This window comes from Streptomyces niveiscabiei (assembly GCF_001419795.1).
GTDB classification, from domain to species: Bacteria; Actinomycetota; Actinomycetes; order Streptomycetales; family Streptomycetaceae; genus Streptomyces; species Streptomyces niveiscabiei.
Window position 1 is genome coordinate 346 of record NZ_LIRL01000415.1, and the last position, 25255, is coordinate 25600.

Annotated in this window: 24 protein-coding genes and 1 pseudogene; 10 read left to right on the plus strand and 15 right to left on the minus strand. The window is 69.9% G+C overall.

The features are described 5' to 3' along the window. Both AOK24_RS20340 and AOK24_RS20345 read left to right on the plus strand, forming a co-directional pair. Positions 1–862: MFS transporter (locus AOK24_RS20340; RefSeq protein WP_159051936.1), on the plus strand; the 862-nt coding region annotated here is incomplete at its 5' end. A 114-nt stretch (positions 863–976) separates the two neighbouring features. Beyond that, a complete protein-coding gene (locus AOK24_RS20345; protein ID WP_055721491.1) occupies positions 977–1726 on the plus strand; it encodes a methyltransferase domain-containing protein in 750 nt (249 codons plus the stop codon). Between the two features lie 30 nt (positions 1727–1756). Here the strand turns inward: AOK24_RS20345 and thpD are convergent, their stop codons facing one another. Beyond that, the gene (gene thpD / locus AOK24_RS20350) at positions 1757–2644 is read right to left on the minus strand and encodes an ectoine hydroxylase (RefSeq protein WP_055721492.1); all 888 of its coding nucleotides are present in this window, start codon (positions 2642–2644) and stop codon (positions 1757–1759) included. Positions 2645–2805: 161 nt separating this feature from the next. Between thpD and AOK24_RS20355 the strand changes: the two genes are divergently transcribed. Continuing rightward, positions 2806–4014, plus strand: coding sequence for an RNA-guided endonuclease InsQ/TnpB family protein (locus AOK24_RS20355; RefSeq protein WP_055721493.1), 1209 nt, complete (start codon positions 2806–2808; stop codon positions 4012–4014). Between the two features lie 21 nt (positions 4015–4035). Here AOK24_RS20355 and AOK24_RS20360 read toward each other — a convergent pair whose 3' ends face one another. The 7 genes from AOK24_RS20360 to ehuB all read right to left on the minus strand — a co-directional run bounded on the left by AOK24_RS20360 (position 4036) and on the right by ehuB (position 9399). Next, entirely contained in the window at positions 4036–4431 is a 396-nt protein-coding gene (locus AOK24_RS20360) for an ectoine synthase (protein ID WP_055721494.1), read from the minus strand. 61 nt (positions 4432–4492) lie between these two features. Next, positions 4493–5755, minus strand: a complete 1263-nt coding sequence (gene ectB / locus AOK24_RS20365) for a diaminobutyrate--2-oxoglutarate transaminase (protein ID WP_055721495.1) — start codon at positions 5753–5755, stop codon at positions 4493–4495. A gap of 34 nt (positions 5756–5789) precedes the next feature. Next, entirely contained in the window at positions 5790–6275 is a 486-nt protein-coding gene (gene ectA, locus AOK24_RS20370) for a diaminobutyrate acetyltransferase (protein WP_206191239.1), read from the minus strand. A gap of 73 nt (positions 6276–6348) precedes the next feature. Further along, entirely contained in the window at positions 6349–7170 is an 822-nt protein-coding gene (gene ehuA, locus AOK24_RS20375; RefSeq protein ID WP_055721496.1) for an ectoine/hydroxyectoine ABC transporter ATP-binding protein EhuA, read from the minus strand. Then, positions 7160–7804, minus strand: a complete 645-nt coding sequence (gene ehuD / locus AOK24_RS20380) for an ectoine/hydroxyectoine ABC transporter permease subunit EhuD (RefSeq protein WP_055721497.1) — start codon at positions 7802–7804, stop codon at positions 7160–7162. Before ehuD ends, ehuA begins: the two co-directional genes overlap by 11 nt. After that, the gene (gene ehuC / locus AOK24_RS20385) at positions 7801–8496 is read right to left on the minus strand and encodes an ectoine/hydroxyectoine ABC transporter permease subunit EhuC (protein WP_055721498.1); all 696 of its coding nucleotides are present in this window, start codon (positions 8494–8496) and stop codon (positions 7801–7803) included. The genes ehuD and ehuC overlap by 4 nt, the downstream gene beginning before the upstream one ends. A gap of 15 nt (positions 8497–8511) precedes the next feature. Beyond that, complete coding sequence (gene ehuB, locus AOK24_RS20390; RefSeq protein ID WP_055721499.1) at positions 8512–9399, minus strand: ectoine/hydroxyectoine ABC transporter substrate-binding protein EhuB; 888 nt, start codon at positions 9397–9399, stop codon at positions 8512–8514. Between the two features lie 327 nt (positions 9400–9726). Between ehuB and AOK24_RS20395 the strand changes: the two genes are divergently transcribed. The 3 genes from AOK24_RS20395 to AOK24_RS20405 all read left to right on the plus strand — a co-directional run bounded on the left by AOK24_RS20395 (position 9727) and on the right by AOK24_RS20405 (position 12047). Beyond that, complete coding sequence (locus AOK24_RS20395; protein WP_055721500.1) at positions 9727–10122, plus strand: MerR family transcriptional regulator; 396 nt, start codon at positions 9727–9729, stop codon at positions 10120–10122. Positions 10123–10210: 88 nt separating this feature from the next. Next, positions 10211–11665: an MFS transporter gene (locus AOK24_RS20400; RefSeq protein WP_055721501.1), complete on the plus strand. Its 1455-nt coding sequence runs from the start codon at positions 10211–10213 to the stop codon at positions 11663–11665. A gap of 16 nt (positions 11666–11681) precedes the next feature. Next, positions 11682–12047 carry a hypothetical protein gene (locus AOK24_RS20405; RefSeq protein WP_240554015.1) on the plus strand — a complete coding sequence of 122 codons (366 nt, stop codon included), beginning with the start codon at positions 11682–11684 and terminating at the stop codon, positions 12045–12047. 163 nt (positions 12048–12210) lie between these two features. Here the strand turns inward: AOK24_RS20405 and AOK24_RS20410 are convergent, their stop codons facing one another. The 4 genes from AOK24_RS20410 to hisD all read right to left on the minus strand — a co-directional run bounded on the left by AOK24_RS20410 (position 12211) and on the right by hisD (position 17731). Further along, entirely contained in the window at positions 12211–13998 is a 1788-nt protein-coding gene (locus tag AOK24_RS20410; protein WP_055721502.1) for a thiamine pyrophosphate-binding protein, read from the minus strand. A 36-nt stretch (positions 13999–14034) separates the two neighbouring features. Next, on the minus strand, positions 14035–14703 hold the full coding sequence (locus AOK24_RS20415) for a ThuA domain-containing protein (RefSeq protein WP_055721503.1): 669 nt from the start codon (positions 14701–14703) through the stop codon (positions 14035–14037). Further along, the gene (locus tag AOK24_RS20420) at positions 14700–16310 is read right to left on the minus strand and encodes an APC family permease (RefSeq protein ID WP_079056902.1); all 1611 of its coding nucleotides are present in this window, start codon (positions 16308–16310) and stop codon (positions 14700–14702) included. Before AOK24_RS20420 ends, AOK24_RS20415 begins: the two co-directional genes overlap by 4 nt. Before the next feature lie 95 nt (positions 16311–16405). Next, complete coding sequence (hisD, locus tag AOK24_RS20425) at positions 16406–17731, minus strand: histidinol dehydrogenase (protein WP_055721504.1); 1326 nt, start codon at positions 17729–17731, stop codon at positions 16406–16408. A 127-nt stretch (positions 17732–17858) separates the two neighbouring features. Between hisD and AOK24_RS20430 the strand changes: the two genes are divergently transcribed. After that, positions 17859–19466, plus strand: a complete 1608-nt coding sequence (locus AOK24_RS20430; RefSeq protein WP_055721505.1) for a PucR family transcriptional regulator — start codon at positions 17859–17861, stop codon at positions 19464–19466. A gap of 27 nt (positions 19467–19493) precedes the next feature. Here the strand turns inward: AOK24_RS20430 and AOK24_RS20435 are convergent, their stop codons facing one another. Beyond that, positions 19494–21080 carry a GMC oxidoreductase gene (locus AOK24_RS20435; RefSeq protein ID WP_055721506.1) on the minus strand — a complete coding sequence of 529 codons (1587 nt, stop codon included), beginning with the start codon at positions 21078–21080 and terminating at the stop codon, positions 19494–19496. 172 nt (positions 21081–21252) lie between these two features. On the opposite strand from AOK24_RS20435, the gene AOK24_RS20440 reads away from it, so the two are divergent. Further along, on the plus strand, positions 21253–22635 hold the full coding sequence (locus AOK24_RS20440; protein ID WP_240554017.1) for a GMC family oxidoreductase: 1383 nt from the start codon (positions 21253–21255) through the stop codon (positions 22633–22635). Here the strand turns inward: AOK24_RS20440 and AOK24_RS52760 are convergent. Beyond that, positions 22616–22681: pseudogene (locus tag AOK24_RS52760) on the minus strand (hypothetical protein); the annotation flags it as partial. The gene AOK24_RS20440 and the pseudogene AOK24_RS52760 sit on opposite strands and share 20 nt — an antisense overlap. A 28-nt stretch (positions 22682–22709) precedes the next feature. Here AOK24_RS52760 and AOK24_RS20445 point away from each other — a divergent pair. Further along, positions 22710–24023 carry an RNA-guided endonuclease InsQ/TnpB family protein gene (locus AOK24_RS20445; RefSeq protein ID WP_055721507.1) on the plus strand — a complete coding sequence of 438 codons (1314 nt, stop codon included), beginning with the start codon at positions 22710–22712 and terminating at the stop codon, positions 24021–24023. Then, positions 23999–24421, plus strand: a complete 423-nt coding sequence (locus AOK24_RS46100; protein WP_079056904.1) for a GMC oxidoreductase — start codon at positions 23999–24001, stop codon at positions 24419–24421. Before AOK24_RS20445 ends, AOK24_RS46100 begins: the two co-directional genes overlap by 25 nt. 16 nt (positions 24422–24437) lie before the next feature. Here AOK24_RS46100 and AOK24_RS20455 read toward each other — a convergent pair whose 3' ends face one another. After that, entirely contained in the window at positions 24438–25199 is a 762-nt protein-coding gene (locus AOK24_RS20455) for a DeoR/GlpR family DNA-binding transcription regulator (protein ID WP_055721520.1), read from the minus strand. Between the last annotated feature and the right edge of the window lie 56 nt (positions 25200–25255).

The window sequence follows — 25255 nt, forward strand, 5'->3', positions numbered from 1 at the left end:
GCTGGCCGGCGCGCTCGGCGGCTGCGTCAACAGCGCCTCGGGCCGGGCCGTCATGGGCTGGTTCCCGCCCGGCAGCCACGGCTTCGCCATCAGCCTGCGCGTCGCGGCCGTCCCGCTCGGCGGCGCCATCGGCGCGCTCATCCTGCCCACCCTCGCGCTGCACGTCGGCTTCCGCGCTGTGTACGGCTTCCTGACGGCGTTCGCGCTCGTCGCGACCCTCGTCATCGTCTGCTGGCTCGACGAACCGCCGCTGCCGCCGGCCGGCCACCGCGCCACCACCGTCAGCCCGCTGCGGCGCTGGATCATCTGGCGGATCTCGATCAGCGCGTTCCTCCTCGACTTCCCCCAGTTCACCGTCCTGTCGTTCGCCGCGATCTACCTCCACACCGTGCACCACGTCGGCATCGGCACCATCTCCGGACTGCTCTTCGCCGTCCAGGCCCTCGGCGCGGTCTCCCGCGTGGCGAGCGGCCGGTGGACGGACCGGCGGGGCGGCCGGCACCGCCGCACCCTGGTCATCGCCTACAGCTGGATCATCGCCGCCTGCTTCGCCGCCCTCGCCCTGTGCGAGTCGGGGCCCGCCTGGCTCGCGGCGGCCCTCATGGTCCTGGCCGGGCTGCTCTCCTGCGGCTGGCACGGCGTCCACTACGCCGAGATCGCGATCATGGCAGGCAAGGAGCGCTCCGGGACCGCGCTGGGGATGGAGAACACCATGGTCTTCGCGGGCGCCTTCCTCACGCCCCTGGTCATCCCCGGCATCCTCGCGGCCACCTCCTGGCCGGCCGTCATGCTGCTGATCGGCGCCGTGCCCGCGGTGCTGTCGGCTCTGGTGATGCCCCGTGAGACGGCGCCCCCGGCGTGAGCCCGCACTTCCCGGGACCCGGGGCCATGTGCTGACAGATCGGGGATTTCATCACAAAAGAAGGTAAGCATCTGGGAGGGTGGTGGCCTCGGGGCAGACAGAGCAGGGGGCGGAATGTCTGTAGTGAAGTCCGGAGTCAAACGGCTCCTGGGGCGCGCCGGATTCGACATCGTGCGCAGCACCAGGATCCAGGGCGGGGTCGACGAGTTCATCCCGTTCGAGGCGACGATGAATGCCGCACGGGCGGCCGGTCTGCCGGTCGGTGACTACATCGACGAGGTCATGAACGGGACGCCCGGCGCCACCCGGGCCACCATCGACCGGCTCCGCGCGCTCGGCGTCTTCGCCGACGGCCCGCGCACGGTGCTGGAGATCGGCCCCGGGTCCGGGCGGTACCTGGAAAGGACGCTGGAGGAGTGCTCGCCCGAGCGCTACGAGATATACGAGACGGCGGCGCCCTGGGCCGACCACCTCGTCAACACGTTCGGCGTGGTCGCCCGCCCCACCGAGGGGTGCAGCCTCGCCCCGACCCCCGACGCCGCCATCGACCTCGTACAGGCCCACAAGGTCTTCAGCACCGTGACCTTCCTCTGCGCCTGCCGCTACTTCTTCGAGATGGCCCGGGTCACGCGGCCCGGCGGACGGATCGTCTTCGACGTGATGACGGAGACCTGCCTGGACCCGGCCGCCGTGCGCACCTGGGCCACGCAGGGCGGCGAGGGGCACGGCTCCTTCCCGGCAGCCATGCCCCGCCGTACCTGCGTGGACCTCTTCGAGACCCTCGGCTGCGACCTGGAGGCCGGTTTCCTCGCCCCCATGGGGGTCGCCACCACCGAGGTGCTCGTCTTCAGGAAGCGGGCCTGACCTCGGGGGAGGAGACCTGCCGGTCACTTCCTAGCGCACGGGCGTGAAATCCCGGGCCCCGATGAATTCGGGGCGGCGTACAGGCGCCGCGAAGGGTTCCACCGCCTCGTTGTCGACGCTGTTGAAGACGACGAACAGGTTGGAGCGCGGGTAGGGGGTGATGTTGTCGCCGGAGCCGTGCATGGCGTTGCAGTCGAACCAGACCGCCGAGCCGGCCGGGCCGGTGAAGAGGCGGATGCCGTGCGCGTCGGCCAGCCCGGTGAGCGCCTTGTGGGACGGGGTGCCCGCGTCCTGCATCTGGAGGGAGCGCTTGTAGTTGTCCTTGGGCGTCTCGCCCGCGCACCCCAGGAACGTCCGGTGCGAGCCCGGCATGATCATGAGCCCGCCGTTGGTGTCCAGGTTGGGGGTGAGCGCGATGGACACCGACACCGTGCGCATCCGGGGCAGGCCGTCCTCCGCGTGCCACGTCTCGAAGTCGGAGTGCCAGTAGAAACCGGACGCGCCGAAACCGGGCTTGACGTTGATGCGGGACTGGTGGACGTACACGTCGGAGCCGAGGATCTGGCGGGCCCGGCCCGCGACGCGCTCGTCGCGCACGAGAGCGGCGAACACCTCGCTGATCCGGTGCACCTCGAAGACCGAACGGACCTCGCCGGAGCGGGGTTCGACGATGGCGCGCTCGTCGGCGCGGACCGCCGGGTCGTTCAGCAGACGGTTCAACTCCGCCCGGTAGACGTCCACTTCGGCCGGTTCGACGAGCCGGTCGACCGCGAGGAAGCCGTCCGTGTCGTACGCGGCGAGGTCGGCCGCGGTGATCGGCCCGGGGGTGCCGGGGGCCGACCAGACGACCGGGTCCTGACGGGGGGTCGTGACTTCGCGGGGGCCACGGCTCGGGTAGAGGTCGGTGAGCATGGTCATTGGGTCTGTCCTTCGTGGATACCCCGGCCTTCAGACCGGGGAGGAAACGAAGCTCCTGCGGAGCAGGGCAGGGAAAGCCGGTTCGCCGCCAGGGCGGACCGACGTGCGCCATCCACCGGCCGACACCCGCTGGCCACACGGAAGTTGATACGGTGTGAGGCGTGACGCGGCAGGTCAAGCGGGCGTTCAAGTACCGCTTCTACCCCACAGGCGAGCAGGCGGCTGAGCTGTCGCGCACGTTCGGCTGCGTCCGCCTCGTCTACAACAAGGCGCTGGAGGAGCGCACCCGGGCCTGGTACGGCGAGCAGCGCCGCATCTCCTACGTGCAGTCCTCCGCCGTACTCACGGAGTGGAAGAAGACCGGGGAACTGGCTTTCCTGGCCGAGGTGTCCTCGGTGCCGCTGCAGCAGGCGCTGCGCCATCTGCAGACGGCGTTCGGGAACTTCTTCGCCAAGCGCGCGAAGTATCCGCGCTTCAAGTCGCGGAAGAAGTCGGGTGCGTCGGCCGAGTACACCCGCTCCGCTTTCACCTGGCGCGAGGAGAAGCTGACGCTCGCGAAGATGGCCGAGCCGTTGGACATTCGCTGGTCGCGTCCGCTGCCCGAGGGGACGGAGCCGACCACGGTGACCGTGTCCCGCGATTCGGCGGGCCGCTGGTTCGTGTCCCTGCTGTGCCAGGACACCATCGCCCCGGCCGCCGCCACCACGGCGGCCGTCGGCCTGGACGCCGGGATCACCTCCTTGGTGACCCTGTCCACCGGCGAGAAGATCGCCAACCGACGGCACGAGCGCCGTGACCGCGCCCGTCTCGCCAAGGCTCAGCGTGAGCTGTCGCGGAAGGCGAAGGGCTCCAACAACCGGGAGAAGGCCCGACGCAGGGTCGCCCGCGTGCATGCGCGGATCGTTGACCGGCGCCGTGACTTCCTGCACAAGCTGTCGACTCGTCTCGTCCGTGAGAACCAAACGGTCGTGATCGAGGACCTCACGGTCCGCAACCTGCTGAAGAACGGCACCCTCGCACGCGCCATCAGTGATGCGTCGTGGACGCAACTGCGCTCCATGCTGGAGTACAAGTGCGCCTGGTACGGGCGTGAACTCGTCGTGATCGACCGCTTCTTCCCCAGCAGCAAGCTGTGCGGGAACTGCGGCACGGTCGCATCGAAGCTGCCGCTGAACGTCCGCGCGTGGACGTGTGAGTGTGGCGCGGTGCATGACCGCGACGTGAACGCGGCTCGCAACATCCTGGCCGCCGGGCTGGCGGCGTCTGCCTGTGGAGACGGTGTAAGACCTCAACGGGAGTCCTCCCGGACGGGGCAGTCGTCGGTGAAGCAGGAACCCCAGCGGGCAACCGCTGGAATCCCCCGCCTTTAGGCGGGAGAGGAAGCCAAGGGATCAGTCCTCCAGGAGCAGGGGATAGACGCCGTTCTCGTCGTGGTCCTCGCGGCCGGTGACGGGCGGGTTGAACACGCACACGCACCGGAAGTCGGTCTTCGGCCGCAGGGTGTGCCGCTCGTGGCCGTCGAGGAGGTACATCGTGCCGGGGGTGATGAGGTGGGTGAGGCCCGTCTCGTCGTCGGTGAGCTCCGCCTCGCCCTCGACGCACAGGACCGCCTCGACGTGGTTCGCGTACCACATGCTGGTCTCGGTCCCGGCGTACAGCACCGTCTCGTGCAGCGAGAACCCGACCTTCTCGCGGGCGAGGACGATGCGTTTGCTCTCCCAGGTGCCGGACTGGGAGCGGACATGCCGGTCGGTGTTCTCGATCTCCGCGAGAGATCTGATGATCATTTTTACGCCAATCTTTGTGTCTGCCTTGCCGGGCGCAGGGCCTCCGCGCCCGCCCCGAAGTTCAGCCCGACGCGCGCACGGCCCGTTCGAGAATGTCCAGCCCCTCGTCCAGCTCCGCCTCACTCACCGTCAGCGCCGGCAGCAGCTTCACGACCTCCCCCTCCGGCCCCGACGTCTCCAGCAGCAGCCCCCGCTCGAAGGCCCGCGCACACACCTCGGACGCCCGCGCCGGGTCCTCGAACTCGACCCCCCACACCAGCCCGCGCCCCCGGCAGGACGTCCCCGTGTGCTCCGCGCACAGCGCGAGCAGCCGCTGCTCGACGTGTTCACCGAGCCGCGCCGTCCGCAGCTCCGTCTCCTTGTCGGCCCAGTACGCGTGCAGCGCGGCCGTCGCCGTCACGAACGCCGGGTTGTTGCCCCGGAACGTCCCGTTGTGCTCACCCGGCTCCCACAGGTCCAGCTCGGGCCTGAACAGGGTGAGCGCCATCGGCAGCCCGTACCCGCTGATGGACTTCGACACGGTCACGATGTCCGGCGTGATCCCCGCCTCCTCGAAGGAGAAGAACGACCCCGTACGACCGCACCCCATCTGGATGTCGTCGACGATCAGCAGCATGTCGTGCCGCTCGCACAGCGCCGCGAGCCCGCGCAGCCACTCGGGCCGGGCGACGTTGATGCCGCCCTCGCCCTGCACGGTCTCCACGATGACGGCCGCCGGATGGTTCAGCCCGGACCCGGTGTCCGCGAGGAGCCGCTCGAACCACAGGAAGTCCGGGACCTGCCCGTCGAGATAGTCGTCGAACGGCATCGGCGTCCCGTGGACCAGCGGAATCCCCGCCCCGGCCCGCTTGAACGCGTTCCCGGTGACCGCGAGCGAGCCCAGCGTCATCCCGTGGAAGGCGTTGGTGAACGAGACGACGGACTCCCGCCCCTTCGCCTTGCGCGCCAGCTTCAGCGCGGACTCCACCGCGTTGGTCCCCGTCGGCCCCGGGAACATCACCTTGTACGGCAGGTCGCGCGGCTTGAGGACGAGGTCGTGGAAGCTCTCCAGGAAGGCCCGTTTGGCGGTGGTCGCCATGTCCAGGCCGTGCGTGATGCCGTCGTTCTCCAGGTAGTCGAGCAGCGCGCGTTTCAGTACGGGGTTGTTGTGGCCGTAGTTGAGGGAACCGGCACCGGCGAAGAAGTCCAGGTAGCGGCGCCCGTCCTCGGACCACAGATGGCTGCCGCGCGCCTGGTCGAAGACGACGGGCCAGCCGCGGCAGTAGCTGCGGACCTCGGACTCCAGCAGTTCGAACGTACTCAGGGGCGTCTCGATGGTGGTCATGCGGGTACTCCAGACACAGGGTGTGGGGGGTGAGTCAGCGAAGGGGGCCGATGCGGTGCAGCACCTCGGGCTCGTGCCCGTCGCCGGGGAAGAGTTCGTCGTCGAAGAGCACGGTCTCCTCGACACCGGCGCCGTGCCGCGCCGCGTACGACGCGAACAGCGCGCGCGAGGCCGCGTTGTCCTGCGTGATGGTGGTCTCCACCGAGGACGCGGCGACCCGTACGGTCAGCGCGTCGAGCAGTGCACCGGCGAGGCCCCGCCCCTGATGGGCGTCGTCCACGGCGATCTGCCAGACGAAGAGGGTCCCGGGCCGCTCGGGCCGCAGATAGCCGGTGACGAAGGCGACGGGGTCGCCCTCGTGCCGAGCGACGGCCGAGGTGTCCGCGAAGTCGCGGCACCACAGGAGGTAGCTGTAGGGGGAGTTGAGGTCGAGTACCCGGGAGTCACGGGCGATGCGCCACAGCGCGGCACCGTCGTCCACGGTCGGTCGGTCGATGGTCAGGGCAGGCTGAAAGGGCATGGGTCCCTAGGGTCGGGAACAGGGGAACGTGCGGGGGAGCGGTCAGGCGGACTGCGCGCTGCTGTACGGGAGTTCACAGGACGGCGCTCAGGAATTCCCGCGTACGGCGGTGGCTCGGCGCGTTGAAGAGCTGCTCGGGGCTCCCCGCCTCCACGACCTGCCCCGCGTCGAACATCAGGACCTCGTCGGAGACGTCCCGCGCGAACCCCATCTCGTGGGTGACGCACAGCAGGGTGATGTCGGTCGTGGACGCGATCTCCCGCAGCAGGTCCAGGACGCCGGAGACGAGTTCGGGGTCCAGCGCCGAGGTCACCTCGTCGAGCAGGAGGATCTCCGGCTCCATGGCCAACGCCCGGGCGATGGCGACGCGTTGCTGCTGCCCGCCGGACAGCCGCGTCGGATGCTCCAGGGCCTTGTCCGCGAGGCCGACCATGTCGAGGAGCTCCCGCGCCCGCGTCTCGGCCTGCTCCTTGGGCTGCCCGAGAGCGCGCACGGGGGCCTCGGTGATGTTGCGCAGGACGTTCATGTGCGGGAACAGGTTGAAGTGCTGGAACACCATGCCGATCCTTCGCCGGACCTGCCGCAGGTGCTTCTCGTCGGCGGGCTTGAGAGAGCCGTCGTCCGCGCGCCGGTGCGACAGCGGTTCGCCGTCCACCCAGATCACGCCGTCCGACACCCGCTCCAGCGTCATCAGCAGCCGCAGGATCGTGGTCTTGCCGGAGCCGGAGGGGCCGATCAGCGTGATGTGCCGGCCGCGTTCGACACGGAAGTCCAGCTCGTCGAGGACGGTGTGGTCGCCGTAGCGCTTGACGACCCGTTCGAAGCGGATCATCGGCGGCGCGGTCACGGAACTCTCCGGATCTTCATGGGGCTGGGGTGCGATGTCAGTGGCCAAGGCGTTGCTCCAGCTTCCTCAGGGCGAGCGAGGTCGGGTAGCTCGCCAGCAGGAAGACCAGTCCGGCGAGGGTGAAGGCTTCGGGGTAGGCGAAGTGGTCGGCGCCGTACTCGCGGGCCTGCGCGACCATCTCCGACACCGTGATCACGGCGAGGAACGGGGTCTCCTTGAACATCGCGATCGCGTAGTTGCCGAGCGCCGGCAGCACCGTACGGACCGCCTGCGGCAGGACGACGTCCCGCCAGGTCCGCGACGGCGACAGCGACAGGGCGCGCGCGGCCTCCCACTGGCCCTTCGGCACGGCGTCGATACCGGCGCGGTAGACCTCCGCGAGGTACGCCGAGTAGTGGATGCCGAGCACGGCGACGCCGATCGTCAGTGGTGACACGGTGGTGAACACCGCGTACGCGCCCACGAGTTGGACCAGCAGCGGGGTGGAGCGCACGAACTCCAGGACGGCCTTGAGGGGGAACGTCACCCAGCGGCTGGGCGCACGCCCGCCGATCGCGAGCGCGAGGCCGAGGACGGCGGCGACGAGCGTGCCCAACACCGTTGCCAGGACAGTGGTCTTGAAGCCTTCGAGCAGCAGGGGGAGCGCCTCGCGGGCGGCCTCCCAGTCCCATTGGTAGTTCACGAGCGCCCCCCGCTCATGGCCATCGAGGTTCGTCCGAGGCGGGCAGCGGCGTGCCGCTCCAGCACCCGCATCCCCGCCGTCAGCAGCCACGCCAGCACGAAGTACAGGACCAGCAGCGTCAGATACGCGGGCACCGTCTCGCCGGTGCGGTCACGCAGCGTCTGGACCACCGTCGTCAGATCCGCCACCGAGATCAGCCACAGCAGCGGCGTCGCCTTCAGCATCTGGATGAGGAGGTTCGTGAACGGCGGGATCATCTGCGGCCACGCCTGCGGCAGCACCACGCGGTAAAGGCGTTGCAGGGGAGTGAAGTTGAGCGCCATGGCGGCCTCGCGCTGCGGTGCGGGCACGGCGGCGAGCGCACCCCGCACGACCTCGGAGCCGTACGCCCCGTAGTTCAGGCCGAACGCGAGGACCCCGCAGACCAGCGGGCCGAACTCGTACCCCGTCAGCAGCGGGAACGCGTAGTACAGCCAGAAGAGCTGGATGTACAGGGACGTGCCCCGGAAGAACTCGACGACGATCCGCGACGTCCAGCGCGGGGCGCGGGCGCGGGACGTCGCGGCCAGGCCGCACGCGAACGCGACGGCGACGGCGAGCAGCGCGCCCAGCGCGGTCGCCTCGACGGTCACCCACAACCCCGAGCCGACAGAGGGGAGTTCGGAGAAGAAGACGGACAGGAAGTCACCCATGGCCGTGCCTCCGCGTCACGCGGCGCACAGCTGCGCGGTCGTCAGGTTCGCGGGCGGGAGCTCGGCGGCGGTGAATCCGTACGGCGAGAGCAGCTTCACGTACCGGGCGCGGTCCGACGTGACCTTCTTCAGCTCGGTGTTGAAGGCGTCCCGCAGGGAGATCGCGCTCTTGCGGAAGACGGCGCCGCCCGGGCTGTACTGCTTGACCCCGCCGACCATCGGCACGAACGGCTCGGTGACCAGGAGGCCTTTGTTGGTCTTCGCCAGCCAGCGCAGCGAGATGCCGGTGAGGACGAAGGCGTCGATCCGCCCGTTCTTCACCGCGTCGGCGCCGTCCTGCGGCTTCGTGAGCGTCTTGACCTTGCCGGAGGAGATCCCCGCCGCCTCCACGTACCCCTTCTCGGCGGCCCCCGACATCACCCCGAGGGTCACTCCGGCCCGCTTCGCCGACTCCAGGTCGGTGAGCTTCTTGGGGTTGCCCGCCGGGACCATCATCGCGGTCGGCGAGATGAACTCCGGCTCCGAGAAGGCGGCCTTCTCGCAGCGGTCGGGCAGGATCGCCATGCCGGCGCTGATCACCTCGTACTTCCCCGCCAGCAGACCCGGGATCAGCCCGTCCCACTCCGAGAACACCGGCCGCAGCTCCGGCACGCCGAGCGCCTTGAACACCTCGGCGTGCAGCGCGGGCGCCTCCCCCTTGAGGGTGCCGCCCTCCTCGAATCCGTACGGCGCCTCGTTCGCGTACGCGACCTTGACGTACCCCCGCTTCCTGAGGCTCGCGAGCAGATCCGCGTCGCTCGCGCCCCCGCTCTCGGTCTTGCTGCACGCGGCGACCCCCGCGAGGGCACCGGCCGAGGCAAGGCCGAGGAGCCGGCGGCGGGTCAGGACGGTCTGGCTGAGCATCAAGTGAAGTCCCCTGATCGAGCAAACGCTTTCGTCGTGCCGGGGCGCCTGCCCGTACTCAGCGTTGTATGTCCGCCGACCTGTCAGTGTTATGGCCTCGTGTCTCGACTGTTTCGAGATCCTTAGCGGGGATCGGGTTTAGGCCGCCGCCGACCCGTCCATGTGTGAATCGGCAGGTCGAAGCGGGGAGATGGGGTGAACCTTTCGGCCAACCGGGAATGCGCGCGGCGGCCGGTGCCCGCGGTGGCGGGAAATGAGCGGGCGACGGCGGCGACGCGCTATGAAAGAGCGCCGTACGGCACCGACACAGAGAAGGGCACACCCCGCGTGAGCAGCGAGCACATGCAGATCGGCGAGGTCGCCGCACGCACCGAACTGTCGCTGCGCACGATCCGCTCCTACGAGGACGCCGGCCTCGTCACCCCCTCCGCCCGTTCCCAGGGCGGCTTCCGCCTCTACACCGAGTCCGACGTGGCCCGCCTCATGGTCATCCGCCGCATGGCGCCCCTCGGCTTCACCCTCGACGAGACGCGGGCCCTCCTGGAGGCCATGGACCGCCTCGACTCCGGCGCCCACCTCCTGCCCCGCGAACGCGCCCGCCTCCTCGACCGCATCCGGGGCGTCGAACGGGCCGCCCAGCACCGCGTCGCCGACCTGCGCAGCCAGCTCGATCGCGCGCAGGAGTTCGCCGACACCCTCGCCGGACGGCTCGCCCGCAGATGACTGCCGACCCGTAGGAGCCGGACCCGGTGGGGCACTTCGCGCCGCGTGAGCCCGGGGGATCTGGGCACTCGGGGCGCGGGAGGATGCCATGAGCGTGGTCGAGGAGAGCGGAACGACGATCGTCACGGACATTCCCGCGCGGCTGGACCGGCTGCCCTGGTCGCGGTGGCACTGGACCGTCGTCATCGGGCTCGGGACCGTGTGGGTGCTCGACGGCCTGGAGGTCACCGTCGTCGGGAACATCGCCGGGCGGCTCGCCGAGGACGGCAGCGGCCTCGCGATCACCTCCGGGCAGATCACGGGCCTCGCCGCCGCGCTGTACGTCGCCGGGGCGTGCTCCGGTGCGCTGTTCTGGGGGCGGCTCACGGACCGGTTCGGGCGGCGCAAGCTGTTCATGGTCACCCTGGCGGTGTACCTCGCCGCCACCGCGTTGACGGCGGTCGCCTGGGAGGCCTGGTGGTTCTTCCTGTTCCGGTTCCTCACCGGGTTCGGCATCGGGGGCGAGTACGCGGCGATCAACTCCGCGATCGACGAACTGATCCCGGCGGACTACCGGGGCCGGGTCGACCTCATGATCAACGGGAGTTTCTGGCTCGGCGCGGTCGGGGGTTCGCTGCTGTCCGTCGTCGCCCTCGACACCGGGCTCCTGCCGAGGGACGTCGGCTGGCGGCTGACGTTCGCGCTCGGCGCCGTCCTCGCGCTGGTGATCCTGCTCGTGCGGCGCCACGTTCCCGAGAGCCCGAGGTGGCTGCTGATCCATGGGCGGGAGCGGGAGGCCGAGGAGATCGTCGCGGGGATCGAACGGCGGGTGGAGGCCGAGACGGGCACCGAACTGCTGCCGCCCGACAGCGAGTTGGAGATCCGTCAGCGCGGCGCCGTGACGTTCCTGGAGATCGCCCGCACCGTCTTCGGCCGCTACCGCAGGCGCGCCGTCCTCGGCTTCTCCCTCTTCATCGGCCAGGCGTTCCTCTACAACGCCATCACCTTCGGCTTCGGGGCCATCCTCACGACGTTCTACGACATCCCGGCCGACCACACGGGCTACTACTTCGCCGTGATCGCGGCCGGCAACTTCTGCGGCCCCCTGCTGCTGGGCCGCCTCTTCGACACCGTCGGCCGCCGGGCCATGATCTCCGGCACCTACCTCCTCTCCGGCGCCCTCCTCTTCGCGACGGCCTGGCTCTTCGGCCAAGGCGCCCTGGACGCGGGGACGTTGACGGCTTGCTGGTGCGCCGTCCTCTTCTTCGCCTCCGCCGGAGCCTCCAGCGCCTACCTCACCGTCTCCGAGATCTTCCCCATGGAGACCCGCGCCATGTCCATCGCCTTCTTCTACGCCCTCGGCACAGCGGCCGGCGGCATCAGCGGCCCCCTCCTCTTCGCGGACCTCACGGAAACAGGCCACGTGGCCGACACCGTCCTGGCCTTCTCGATCGGCGCAGCCCTGATGTGCGCGGCGGGCCTGGTGGCCGTAGCCCTGGCGATCGCCGCCGAACGCCGCTCCCTGGAGGACATCGCGCGGCCACTGTCGGCGCTGAAGAAGTGAGACCGGGGCCGGGGTCATGCCGGCCGGCAACGGGCCGTATCTGGTGGACCGGGTCGACGGGGGTCTGCACGTGATCGGCGTCCTGTCGGCGCTCGGCGGGGAGTGGGAGGACGACTATCGCGCGCGGATACGGGGGTTGGCGGTACGGACGGCGCTCGATGAACTCCACGATGCCCTGCGCGAGTCCGCCGCCGCACAGGGACGTACCCGTACCGCGCGGAACCTGCGCCGGAAGCTGCCGATGCTGTCTCCCGCGGAAGCTCTCGCCTACGTCAGCGGGCTGTCGGACGGCGACGTCCCGCCGCGTCTCCTCGCCGTCGCCACGGCGGAACTCGTGCCGCCGCTCGATCCGGTGCTGGCGGTCGGGACCGTGCGGACCTGACCTGGGTGGTGATCGGAACAGTCCACCAGGGCCTCCACGTCGGCCTCAGCCCCGGCCCTCGTGCTGCCGGGCAGGCTTTGGCGAGGCCGGATGGGGCCGGCGACCGCCCCTGCGGCCTGGCTCGGCTGCACGGGCGGTCGGTTGTTGCTGGCGGCGGGCTGGCTCAGAGGTGTTGCTCCGTGGACCTGATGCGGTCGTACTCGTCCTGGCGCTCGTCGGTGATGTAGGCCGGGATCGGGAAGTCCCACCAGCCGGGGACCCAGGGGCCCGCGGCGTCGCGGTCCGTGGGGACCTCGATCACGGCGGGGGCGCCGGACTGGACAGCCTTGCGCAGGGTCGGCTCCAGGGACTCCGCGTCGTTGACCTTGTACGACTCGATGCCGAAGGCCCGGCCCATGGCGGCGAAGTCGGGGCTGTAGGGCGAGCCGTCGGGGTGGGAGAACTCGGTGCCGATGTGCCGGGAGGTCTGCTTGCGCTGGCCGCCGCGGATCGACATGTAGCCCGCGTTGTTCTGGACGACGAAGATCACCGGCGCGCCGGCGGTGACGCTCAGGGCGATCTCCTGTGAGGTCATGAGGAAGTCGCCGTCGCCGAGGACGCACACCACGGGGCTGTCGGGCCGGGCGAGCTTGGCGCCCACGGCTGCCGGGATCGCCCAGCCCATGGAGGAGAAGCCACCGGAGGTGAGGTGGGTGCGGGGCGAGTAGACCGGGAAGGTCTGCTTGACCGCTCCCTGGGTGTTGCCCGAGCCGGCGACGATGATCGCGTCGCGCGGGAGCACGTTGCGCAGCGCACCGAGCGGGCGCTGGGAGGTGAAGGGGAAGCGGTCGCTGTCGCGGCGGCCGGCGAGCTTCTCCTCCCAGTCCCGCTTGAGCCGGGCGAGTTCCGCGAGGTACTCGGACCGGTCGACGCCCTGGGCGGGCAGGGAGTCGACGATCGCGGCCACGGCACGCTGCGCGTCCGCGACGATGCCCACCTCGGCGGGGTAGTTCTTGCCGATCTCGTGCGGGTCGATGTCGATGTGGATGAGCTTCGCGGGCGGGATGGAGAAGCTGACGCCCTTGGCGTAACTGGAGGCGGACCAGTCGGTGAAGCGGCAGCCGACCGAGACGACGACGTCGGCGGAGCTCGCGATCGCGTTGCCCGTCATGGTGCCGGTCTGGCCGACGCTCCCGGCGAACAGCTCATGGTCCTCGGGGAAGGCGCTCTTGCCGTTCCACGTGGTGACGACCGGGATCTGCCATCGCTCGGCCAGCGCGAGAACCTGGTCGGAGGCCTCGGAGGTGATCGCGCCGCCGCCGACCACGACGACCGGGCGGGTGGCCGCGCGCAGCACGTCCACGGCACGGTCGACGGCCTCCGGGTCGGGGTGCTGGCGGCCGACCGGGATACGGCGCTCCAGGTCGTGGAGTTCGACGTTCGCGGCCTCGGCCTGTACGTCCATGGGGACTTCGAGGTGCACCGGGCCCGGGCGGCCGGTCAGCATGGAGTTGAAACAGCGGTGCAGGACGAAGGGGAGCTCCTCGACCCGGGTGACGACCCAGTGCCGCTTGCTGACCGCCTCGGCCACCTTGGGGAAGTCGTTGGCCGTGTAGCGGTCGAGTTCCTGGAGCAGTCCGTGGCCGCGCATGTGGGTCGGCGGGCCGCCCGTGACGACGAGGACGCTGGTGGAGTCCGTGAACGCGGTGCCCATGCCGATGACGGTGTTGCTCGCGCCGGCGCCGATGGAGGTCACCGCGGCCTGCGGGCGGCCGGTGACTCGGTAGTAGCCGTCGGCGAGGTGGACGGCGCTCTGCTCGTGGAAGGTCTGGACGAAGGGGATCCTGGACTCGTCGTCGAGGAAGGCGTCGGTCAGTGACCAGATGCCGTGGCCGGGGATGCCGGCGACGACGTCGACCCCGTAGTTGCGCAGGGTCCGCGCGACGATCTGGCCTCCGGTGAGGACGGGCATGGTGTGCTCCCAATCAAGCTGGGTCGGACGGTCGGGTCAGGGGTTCTGGCGGGCGGCCCAGGCGAAGCCCTGGGTGCACAGGCGGGTGACGTCCGGGTTCTGGAGGTCGTCGAGGTCGTGTCCGACCGCGCTGTAGAAGACGCGGCCCCGTCCCCAGGTGCGGGTCCAGGCCTGGGGGATGGTCTTTCCCTCCAGCCAGGGCAGGTGTTCGCCGGTGAAGGCGGTCTCGGCCAGGACGTGGTTGTTGGGGTCGACGGACATGTAGTACTGCTCGGAGGCGACCCGGAAGTCCCGCACGCCGGCGGTGATCGTGTGGTCGGTGTCCGTGATCGTGACCTCGTAGGGGTACTTCACCCCTTCGCCGGCGGGGTGTTCGAGGAAGCTGCCGCCGAGCAGCCAGTGGTACTTGAGGCTGGTGCGGAACGCGGCACCCGCGCCGTGCCAGGCGGCGATCCCGGTGCCGTTCTCCACGGCCCCCAGCAGGTTCGACTCCTGGGCCGCGGTCAGGCCCTCGGACAGCAGGGCGTTGTTCCAGTTGAGCGCGATGAGGTCGTAACCGGTCAGGTCGGCGTCGAGGGAGAAGATGTCGTTGGTCTCCTCGACGTCGAACCCGAGGTTCCTGAAGATCGGGAGGGCCCATTCCTCGGCCACCTGGTAGGGCTTGTGGCCGGGCCAGCCTCCGTACAGATACAGAACACGGGTCATGCGGTGCTCCCTGAGGTCGTACGGGCAAGGGCTTCGGCGCGGCTGCGCAGACGCTCGGCCACCTCGATGGCGTCGCCCTCCGGCGCGGTGGACGCGCGCTCCGGCTTCGTCACCAGCAGGTACACCAGACCCACGGCCGAGACGACGAGGAACCCGATGAGTGCGATCCACCGGTCCACGAAGGGGGTTCCGGAGTCGCCGGTGGGCCAGGCGAGGAGGACCATGCCGAGCACGCCGTAGACCAGGGCCGCCACGGTCACCGCGAAGCCCCAGCGGCCCAGCGTCCAGGCTCCGGCGGGGCGCCAGCCCTTCACGCGCATCCGCAGCGCGGCCAGGACGACCATCATGAACGCCGCGTATCCGGCCAGCATCTGGAACGCCGCGATCTTGGTGAGGGAGTCGGGCGAGTAGTAGACGAACACGAAGAGCAGCAGCGGCAGGACGTTCACGGCCAGCAGCGCGTTCATGGGGACGCGGTGCTTGCGGGTGATCTGCGAGAAGACGCGGGCACCCGGGAACATGTCGTCGCGGGCGAAGGAGAAGACGATCCGGCTCGCGGCGGCCTGCTGGCTCATCACACCCGCGATGAAGGACGTCATGATCACGATGAGCACCGCCTTCGTGCCGACGGTGCCGACCGAGCTCTGGAGGATCGAGGGGATCGGGTTGGTGTCCTCGCCGGACAGGATCGAGGCGAGGTCCGGAGCCGCGAGCGCGTACCCCACGAAGGCGAACAGCGCGGCCACCCCGCCGACGGCGACGGTCAGCTGCATGGCTCGCGGGATGCTGCGGGAGGGGTTGGGAACCTCCTCCGCGATCTCGCCGCACGCCTCGAAGCCGTAGAAGAGGAACAGCCCGACGAGCGAGGCGGCGATGAAGGCCATGACGTAGCTGTCGTGGCTGGAACTGCTGGTCTCGAAGAAGACCGAGACGGAGTTGCGCCGTTCGAAGATCAGCAGGTAGCAGCCCACGAGGACGATGCCGATCAGTTCCGCGGCGAGTCCGATCTTCGAGATCAACGCGAGTGTCCTGGTGCCGAAGCAGTTGCAGATCAGGCAGACGACGCTCACCGCGATCGCGATCCACAGGCGCTGGGCGGGAGTGGAGCTGATGGCGGGCTCGCCGGCGGTTCCGGCGAAGAGGCTGGCCGCGAAGTCCGAGCTGAACAGCGCGGTGCTGGTGATGCCGATGGTGATGCAACAGATGTAGGTCCACGCGTTGAACCAGGCGTAGCGCCCGTTCCACAGCCGTCGGACCCACTGGTAGAGCCCGCCGGCGAGGGGGAATTGCGAGACGACCTCGCCGAAGACCAGCGCGACCAGGAACTGCCCCACGCCGACGATGCCGATCCAGAAGACGGACGGTCCGCCGGCGGTCGCCAGACCGACCGCGAAGAGGGCCACGACGCCCACGAGGGGCGAGAGATAGACGAAGCCCAGGGCGAAGTTCGCCCACAGGCTGACCTTGCGGTCGAACTTCTGCTCGTAGCCGAGTACAGCGAGCATTTCCGCGTCCGCGGCCGAGGAGGCGGGGCTCTCGGCGCCGTCCGACGGGCCTGCGGGGGTGGATGCGGGCGCCGCGTACGCCTCGTTGCCGGTGGCTGACATGACGATCTCCGTGGGTCGAGAGGGAAGGGCTCCTTGTCGAACGGCTGCCGGGCCGCTGCCGCGCGCCGGCATAAAACGCGATCCGCCATCGCGGATCAGCTCTGTTCGAAGGTGTGGTCGGTCCAGGCGAGCGGAGCCGATCCGTAGCGCGCGGCGCGGACGTCTCCGGAGCGCGCGTGTCCCTCGAAGTTCTCGATGCGTGAGGCCCTGCCGCAGATCTCGCCGAACCGTGCACTGGAACCGGCGTCCTTGATCTCCTGGTAGGTCACGGTCTTGAGGTACTTGCCGACCCAGAGGCCGCCGGTGTAGCGGGCCGCTCCCAGGGTGGGCAGGACGTGGTTGGTGCCGATGACCTTGTCGCCGTACGCGACGCAGGTCTTGTCCCCGAGGAACAGCGCGCCGTAGTTGCGCATGCGGTGCAGGGCCTCGCGGGGCCGGTCGGTGAGGACTTGGACGTGCTCGCTGGCGTACTGGTCGGCGAGCGCGTAGGCGGCGTCCAGGGCAGGAACCACGATCACCTCGCCGTGGTCGCGCCAGGCAGGACCGGCGACCCCGCCGGTGGGCAGGCCCGGCAGCAGCTTGTCCACCCAGTCGATGGTCCGCCTGCCCACGTCCTCGGACGTCGTGATGAGGACGGCCGGGGAGTCGGGGCCGTGCTCGGCCTGGGACAGCAGGTCCGTCGCCACCACGAACGGGTCCGCGGTCCCGTCGGCGACGATCAGTACCTCCGTCGGTCCGGCGAAGAGGTCGATGCCGACCTCGCCGAACAGCTGGCGCTTGGCTTCCGCCACATAGGCGTTGCCGGGCCCGGCGAGCATGTCGACCGCGTCGATCGTCTCGGTGCCCAGCGCGAGGGCGGCAACGGCCTGGACACCGCCCATGACGTAGATCTCGTCGGCGCCGGCCAGGTGCATCGCGGCGACGCTGACGGGCGGCGGCGCGCCCCGGTCCGGCGGGGTGGTCGCGGCGACCCGTTCGACACCGGCGACCTTGGCCGTCAGGACGGTCATGTGGGCGGACGCGGTGAGGGGGTAGCGGCCACCGGGCACGTAGGCGCCGGCCGCGCCGATGGGGATGTTCCGCTGCCCCAGGAAGACGCCGGGCAGCGTCTCCACCTCGAAGTCGGTGAGGGAGTCCCGCTGCGCCTGGGCGAAGCCGCGGACCTGCTGCTGGACGAACCGCAGGTCGTCGAGGACCGTCTCGGGGACGGAGGACACGACGGCGGCGATCTCGTCGGGGCCGAGCCGGTAGGACCGGGGGCTCCAGTCGTCGAACTTCTGCGACCAGCGGCGCACGGCGGCGTCGCCGTTGGCCCGTACGTCGGCGATCACGTCCGCGACGGTCTCGACGATTTCCGGACGGCTGGTCCGTGACGTCGTCACGGCGACAGGAGCCTTGATGGTCTGGTGGTGGGCTGACACTCTGCACTCCTTGCGCGGGGTCGTGCCTGCGGGCTTGACCTGAAGTCTGGGGAAACGGGGGGTGTGACGACAGGCACAACGTGTGCAATATTGGCCGCCGATCCTGCACACACCGAGGTCGTGGCTCATGGCTGAAGTCCTGACGGTCCGCACCGCACTGGAGCTAGAGGTGTTCACGCGCACGACCGTGCGGGTGTACGCCGGGGAGAGGAATCTGGACCGTCCCGTGCGCTGGGTGCACACCGGTGAGATCCCGGACATCCACCGCTTCCTCACCGGCCAGGAGATGCTGCTGACGGCCGGCCTCGGCATGGGCGCGACGGAGTTCGAGCAGCGTGCCTTCATCCGGCGGCTCGCGGACGCCCACGCGGCCGTCCTCGTCGTCGAACTCGCCGGGCGCGTGTTCGACGCCATGCCGCAGGCGGTGATCGAGGAGGCGGAGGCGGTCGGCCTGCCCCTGGTGGGGCTCGCCGACGAGATCCCCTTCGTCGAGACGTCGGCCCAGGTCCACGAGGTGCTGGTCGGAATGCGCGTCAAACAGCTGATCGCCGAGGAGGCCACCAGCCAGGCGTTCATGGACCTGCTCCTCGCGGACGAGGACTACGTCGGCGTGGTCAGGGAGCTGGCCCGGCGCACCGGGCACCCCGTGGTGCTGGAGGACGTCGCCCACCAGATGCTGGCGTACGGCGGCGCGACGCCGGCGGCCGACCGGGTCGTGGACGAGTGGAGCGCGCACTCCCGGGCGATCCACGAACGCCACACATCGCTCGCGGCACAGCGCCCCGACGTTCCGACCGCCTCGGCGGCATCGTTCCGCGAGGTCGCGCCCTGCGCCCGCCAGCCCGTGGTGCTGCGCGGCGAGTCGTGGGGGTGGCTCCACCTGCTGCACGGGGAGACGCAGCCGAGCCCGCCCGAACTGCGCACACTGGAGCGGGCCGCCGCGGCCGTGGCGATCTCGCTGCTGAGCGAGCGGGAGAGCGGCGCCCGCGCCTCCCAGCGCCAGACCGCGCTGCTCAACCGGCTTCTGCTCGGAGACATCACCGGAGAGCGGTTCGTGACCCTCAGCCTGGCGCTCGGCCAGGACCTGCGCGGGCGGGACCTGATCGTCGTCACGGCATGGGCGGGGGACGAGGAGCCCGTCAAGGACCACCTCCTCGCCCGTCTTCTGGAAGAGGCAGGCTGGCCTGCCGTCGTGGGCGACACCGGGGACTTCGACGTGGCGGTCGTGGGCCTGCCCACCCGCGCCGACGCGGGCCATGTGCAGACCTTGTTGGCCGATCGCGGGGTACGGGGTGGCATCAGCCGCATCGTGGAGCCGGCGGTGCTTCCGATTGCCCTGCGCCAGAGCCGCAGCGCGGCGTCCGTCGCCTCGGCGGCCTCGACCCCGGAAGTACGTCACTTCGACGACCTGGGGGCCCTACGGCTCCTCGTCGCCCTCTCCGAGGGGCCCGAGCTCAGGCGTTACGTCGAGGATGAACTCGGTCCGCTCCTGGAGCACGACGCCCTGGTGAAGAACCCTCTGCTGCCGACCCTGCGCACCTTCCTCGACTCCGGTGGCAACAAGGCACGTGCGGCGGAGGAACTCTTCATCCAGCGACGCACCCTCTACCACCGCCTCGACAAGCTCTCCGAGATCCTCGGCCTCGACCTCACGCAGGTCAGCAACCAGCAGCGGCTGCAACTGGCCGTGCGCGGACACGACCTGCTGCGCAAGCCGACGCTGCGGCGGACCTGACCCGGGCCGTTCGGGACCGCTATGACGTCAGCCTTTCGTCGCCCTGGCGAGGGAGGGGGCGATGCGCAGGGCGTTCGCCCCGATGGTCAGGGCCGGGTTGAGGGCCGCCGAGGACGGGAAGAACGACGAATCGGCCAGCCAGAGGTTCTCGACGTCATGGCTGCGGCAGAGCGGATCGAGCACGCTTTGCGCCGGGTCGTGGCCCGCGACGGCCGTTCCGCACATGTGGGAGTTGGTCTCGATGCCCATGCGCTGGGTGAAGATCAGCGGATAGCCGACCCTGCGGACCGCACGGGTCACCCGGCGCACGAGTTCGTGGTGCGGGGCGAGGTTGGTCGGCGTCCAGTCGATGAGGATGCGGTCGCCGTCCACCCGGACCCGGTTGTCCCGGGACGGGAGGTCCTCGGTCGTCAGATAGATGTCGAGGCTGCGGGCCGCCATGAGCTTCAGGGCCCAGGCCGGCGCCCACGGACGCGCCGGCTTCAGCATGGGGGCCTGCAACTTGCCCAGCATCTGGAGGTTCCCGAGCGGGAAGCGCGTGCCCGGTCCGGCCTCGTAGAAGTCGTTCAGGCCGAGCGTCTTCTGCCACTTCGTGGGATTGGTCCGCAGCGGGTTGACCCCGACGAAGAAGGTGCTGTTGTGGACCATGTAGTTGCGGCCCAGCAGTCCTGACGAGTTGCCGAGGCCCTGCGGGTGGTGCGCGTCGTCGGCCGAACGCAGCAGCAGCGCGGCCGAGTTGACGGCACCTCCGGCGAGGGCGAAGGACGTGGCGTTGATGCGGAGGGTCCGGCCCTCGTGCCGTGCCTCGGCGGCGACGACCCTACGGCCGTCGGGCGAGGTGATCAGGCGGGTGATCTCCGCACCCGTGAGGATCTGCACGCCGTCGCTCAGCGCGGGCAGCAGGAGCCGGTTCTCGGCGTCGGACTTCATGCCGGTCTCGTCGGGACAGCCGTCGGCGGTCGTCACGGCGGCGCGGTCGGCCTGGGTGCTGATGTTCAGGGCGTTCGGGGTGTGGAACGGGTGCAGGCCCTGCCCGCGCAGCGACCGGGAGAAACGCTCGATCTCCGGTTCGTGCTGGAGCGCCGGGTACGGGTAGGGCTTGGAGCGGGGCGGCTCGGTCGGGTCCTCACCGGTCTGCCCGTGCACCTGGAGCAACTCCTCCATGGCGGTGTAGAAGGGCTCCAGGTCGTCGTAGCCGAAAGGCCAGGCGCGCGAGACGCCCTCGTGGTGCTCCACCTCGGTGAAGTCGCTGCGCCGGAAACGGGGCAGCATGGCGCCGTAGAAGCGGGTGTTGCCGCCGACCCAGTAATAGACGCCGGGCGCGAACGGCTTGCCATTGCTGCCGTCGTACCAATAGCCGGCGTTCTTGTACCGGCCCTTGATGTACATCTCGGCCGGCTGCGAGTTCTCGGGTTCACGGGGAAGGAAACGGCCCCGTTCCACGACGAGGACGTCGAGACCGGAGTCCTTCAGCGCCCAGGCCAGCGAGGACCCGCCCATGCCGGAGCCGATGATCAGGACATCGGTGCTGATCTCCTCGGCGGTACCGGCTGGGACGAGGGCATCGGGCCGAAGCCCCGGAGGCGTGTAATCCTGACGGACCGGGTCGGACATGAGTCGGGGTCCCCTCTTTGCCACGGTATTTCGAAGAGAGCCTAGGCAGCGGCCCGAATGCAGCACATGCACGAAATGGGCAATGAACGACTCCCCAAGTGCTCACTTCGTGCATGTGATGAGCGCACCTGGCACCTCTAGCCTCTCCACAAGTCAGCACCAGGGAGGCGGAATGGACAGGGAAGCGTATGACTATGTCGTGGTCGGGGCCGGCTCGTCCGGCTGTGCGCTGGCGGCCCGGCTGTCCGAGGATCCGGAGGTCGCCGTCGCGCTGATCGAAGCGGGGCCACCGGCCCGGGGACGCCTCTTCGAGATACCGGCGCTGTTCTCGCAGCAGCTCAAGACGGCGTACGACTGGGACTTCGAGACCGAACCCGAGCCCCGACTCGGTGGGCGCCGCGCCTACCTGCCGCGCGGCCGGGTGATCGGCGGCACCAGCTCCATGAACACGATGCTGTACGTCCGTGGGCACCGCTACGACTACGACACCTGGGAACGGCTCGGCAACCCCGGCTGGGGGTACGACGACGTCCTGCCGTTCTTCAAGAAGTCCGAGGACAACGAGCGCGGAGCCGACGACTTCCACGGCGTCGGCGGCCCCCTCACCGTCAGCGATCCCCGCTCCGTCCACCCCCTGCTGACGGCCTGGGTCGAGGCGGCTCAGGACGCGGGGTACCAGCGCAACCCGGACTTCAACGGAGCCGATCAGGAGGGTGTGGGCTACCACCAGGTCACGCAGCGCAACGGCCTGCGGTGCAGCAGCGCGATCGCGTTCCTGGAGCCGGCCGCCGCTCGTCCGAACCTCACCGTCCTCCCCTCGACGACCGCCCTGCGCCTGAGCTTCGACGGCACGCGGGCCGCCGGTCTGGAGGTCGACCACCTCGGAACCGTCCGGACGATCCACGTCGACCGCGAGATCGTGCTGTCCCTCGGCGCCTACAACTCGCCCCACCTGCTCCTCCAGTCCGGCGTCGGCCCCGCCGACGAACTGACCGCGGGAGGCATCACCCCCCTGCACGACCTGCCGGACGTCGGCCGGAACATGCAGGACCACACCGGGTGCTTCATCAGCTTCTTCAGCGACACCGGGCCGCTTGTGGGACCGGACACCTCCGCCGAGGAGCAGCTCCTTCGCCGGCAGGGCAGCGGCCCGATGGCCTGGAACGAGGTCGGCGGCTTCTTCAGCTCCGGCGACGACGTCCCCGCCCCGGACATCCAGGTCCACGCCGCGCTCGGCATCGTCCGTGACGAGGGCCTTGCCGCGCCGCTGGAGCCGGGCATGTCGTTCGGGCCCTACGTCGCACGGCCCGCGAGCCGCGGCTCGGTGCGGCTGCGGCACGCCCACCCCTATGCCAAACCGCGTATCTTCCACCGTGCTTCCTCGCAGGGTGTCCCGGCCTTCAGGCCGGGGGTGAATGCGAGCTCCTGCGGAGCAGGGCAGAGAGCCGTTACGCCCCCTGGGCGGAACGGCGTTCGCCCTCCTCGACGGCACGCCGCACGAGATGCAGCAACTCCGAGTTCACGGAGCGCTCCTCGGATGCCGCGAGGGCCTTGAGGTCGGTGTACAGGTCGTCAGGAATACGGAAGTTGAAGATTGCCATGGGGTCACAATAGCCCTAGAATGGGGTCATGGTCAGGTTTCGAATGTACCCGACGCGCGCACAGGAAGAGCAGATGCTCCTGCACTGCGCGCACGCCCGGTACGTCTGGAACCTCGCCGTCGAACAGCACTCGCACTGGCGCCGTTGGCGCGGGTCCGCTCCCGGTTTCGCCGAGCAGTGCCGTCAGCTCACCGAGGCCCGGCGGGAGAACGAATGGCTGGGCACCGGGAACGCCGATGTGCAGCAGCAGGCGCTGAAGGACTTCGCCCAGGCCAAGAACGCACGCTTCACCTCGGGGTTCGGTGAGCCGACCTGGCGCAGGAAGTTCCGGCACGAGGGCTTCCGCGTCATCGGCACCGACCGTCTACCCGAATACGGCACCGACGGCTCGCCGAAGCTGAACGCCAAGGGCAAGCAGATCCTTGGCCGGTCGGTCGTCGTGCGGAAACTCAACCGCAGGTGGGCGCAGGTGAAGGTGCCCGGCTGCGGCTGGGTCCGCTTCCGCCTCAGCGCCAAAGGCAAAGGCGCCCGGCCCCCGTCCGCGAAGACGTTCCGCGTCACCTACAAGAACAGCCAATGGCATATCGCGTTCGCCGTCATCCCCGACCCGATCGAGAAGCCGGGCACGGGCGAGGCCATCGGCATCGACCGAGGCGTAAAGATCACCGCCGCACTGTCGGACGGCCGCAATCTCAACTGCCCCCAGCTCACCACCCGCGAGCGCGCCCGGATCCGCAAGCACCAGCGCCGGGCAGCACGCGCCCCCAGGGGCAGCGACCGCAAGACCGCCGAGTACGCGAAGGCCGCGAAGCTCAAGGCGCGCGAAGCTAACCGGCGCAAGGACTGGTGCGAGAAGACCAGCACCATGCTCGCCCGCACCTACGACCTCGTGCGGTTCGAGAAGCTGAACATCAAGACGATGACCGCCAAGGCCAAGGCGAAGCCGGACCCCGACCGGCCCGGCCAGTACCTCAGGAACGGCCGGGCGGCCAAGGCCGGACTGAACCGGGCCATCCTCGCCCAGGGCTGGGGACTGCTGCGGCAGCGGACCGAACACAAAGCCCCCGGCCGGGTCGAAGACGTACCCGCCCCCTACACCAGCCTGCGGTGCAGTGCCTGTGGATGGATCGACAAGAACTCGCGCAAGAGCCAAGCCGAGTTCGAGTGCTCCTCCTGCGGCTTCACCTGCAACGCGGACACCAACGCAGCAGTCAACGTCGTGGCAGGACAGGGCGGGATCCCCCGCCCCCGGCGATCAGCCGGTGCCGGAGGGATGACACCTCGCAAGGGGTCGAGTGTCCGTGAACCTCAACCCGTATGGGTTGGAATCCCCCTCTTTTAAGAGGGGGAGGATGTCAAAACTACCTGGACGACCCCGACGACCGCAGGCGACTGCGCGAGGGCGTCCGGCTGTGCCTGCGCATCGCCCGGGAGAAGCGGCTGACGTCCCTGCTCCAGGCGGACCTGCGCGCGGCGGCGGACGCCGGACTGGCCCCCGTGTCGGACAGCGACCAGGACATCGACGACTTCATCCGCACACAGTCGTTCTCCTTCTACCACCCGTCGGGCACCTGCATGATGGGCAAGGTCGTCGACCATGAACTCCGCGTGCGCGGGCTGGAGAACGTCCGCGTGGCGGACACGTCGGTCATGCCGACCCTCGTCACCGGGAACACCAACGCCCCCGCGATCATGATCGGTGAGCGGGCCGCCTCGTTCATCCGGACGTCGTCGGGCTGACGCCCGGGGCGCGGGGTCAGACGGTCCGGACGACGGTCCCGCCCGCTTCGAGTGCGGTGACCTCGTCCGCGGCGGCGGTGGTGTCGGTGACCAGGGTGTGCAGCGAGGCGGCGGGGCAGACGTGCGCGTAGGCCGTGTGGCCGAGTTTGCCGCCGTCGGCGGCGGCGATCACCCGGCGGGCCGAGGAGATGCCCGCCTTCTTCACCGCGGCGTCGTCGAGGTCGTAGGCGGTCAGACCGTCGGCCGCGTTCAGCCCGCAGCAGCCGATGACGGCGGTGTCGAAGCGCAGGGCCGCCAGGGACGCGAGGGTGAGGGGCCCGGTGAGGGCTCCCTCGGCGGCGCGGGGCTGTCCGCCGGGCACGACCAGCGTGGCGGGGCCGGGTGTCTCGGCGAACAGGTGGATGGCCTGGAGGGACAACGGCATCACCGTGACGGACCGCTCGCGCAGGAGGCGGGCGACCTCCAGGCAGGTGGTGCCGCTGTCCAGCAGGACGCTCTCGCCGTCGGCGACGAGTGCGCAGATCTCGGCCGCGATCCGGCGCTTGGCCTCGACCGCCTCACGGACACGCAGCGCGAAGGGGGGCTCCTCGCCCCGGAGCAGCAGCGTGCGGGCCCCGCCGCGGACGCGTTCGAGCACGCCCTGGGCGGCGAGGAGGTCGAGGTCACGCCGGATGGTCATCTCGGAGGCGCCGGTCTGCTCGGCCAGCTTCTGGACCGTGGCCCCTCCGGAGTCCCTGACCACCTTCGCGATCAGTGCCTGTCGCTCTGCGTTCCTCATGCCGTGATTGAACACCATCTGAAAACGAACAACCAACGTGTTCATTAGGCGGCTTT